The following is an 898-nucleotide window of genomic DNA, read 5'->3' on the forward strand; positions in this document are numbered from 1 at the left end:
GGACTGCTCCGGCTGACGACGGTGGCAGCGCGATATTGGGTTACAAGGTCTGGTACGGCAACGTGACGCCAGTCACACTGGGTGCGGCGGAGACCAAATATACCTTCAAGGGCCTGACAAACGACCAAGGCTACACCTTCAAGGTCGTTGCGGTAAGTGCGAAGGGCGACGGCGCGGAGATCAGTGCAACGGCTACGCCGACGAAGACGCCGACTCCCATTGTGCCCGATCCTTCTGGTGGCAACAGCGGCAATACGGGCACCGGGACAAACGCTGGATTGTCGAAGGCGAACTACACAGTGAATACACCTAAGGATAAGCCCGCGGTCACTGACAAAAACGGCAACACCACCCTACCCGGCGGCGGCGAGATTGCGACCAAGGGTGGGACGAAGATTAAGGTACCCGAAGGCACAACTATAGACTCAAACGGTAAGGTGACTATTCCGGCGGACAAGAGCGCCGAAGTGGCACTACCCGGCGGCAACAGCACAGTGACCATTCCGGGCGGCTCGACGATAGCGGGCGACGGTACGGTCACAGTGGGCGGCGGAGACGCGCATGTGAACCTGCCGAACGGCAACCAGGTGGATATCCACGGCGGCTCGAAGATACAGAGCGGCGGCGCGGTTGTGGTAGGACCGGGCGGCGCGAGTGTCGGCTTAGACAACGGCATGTCGCTGAACATCCATGAGGGTACGGAGCTTGTGTTCGATGACGACACCCCGCTGGGCTTCCTCGTGATGTCGGGCAATCCTTTCAAGGATGTCAACATGGACGACTGGTTCTACAGCTACGTAAACTTCGCCTACACATACGGTCTTTTCAACGGCACGACGTCCACGACGTTCTCACCTGGCACCTCAATGACGCGCGCGATGTTCGTGCAGGTACTGGC

The 898-nt window shown here is 59.5% G+C and carries 1 protein-coding gene; it reads left to right on the forward strand.

Features of this window, described 5'->3' with window-relative positions:
- Positions 1-35 precede the first annotated feature (35 nt).
- Positions 36-898: S-layer homology domain-containing protein (locus tag AC1DSE_RS35855; RefSeq protein WP_477529191.1), on the forward strand; the 863-nt coding region annotated here is incomplete at its 3' end.

Source organism: Paenibacillus sp. 01L418 (assembly GCF_056400045.1).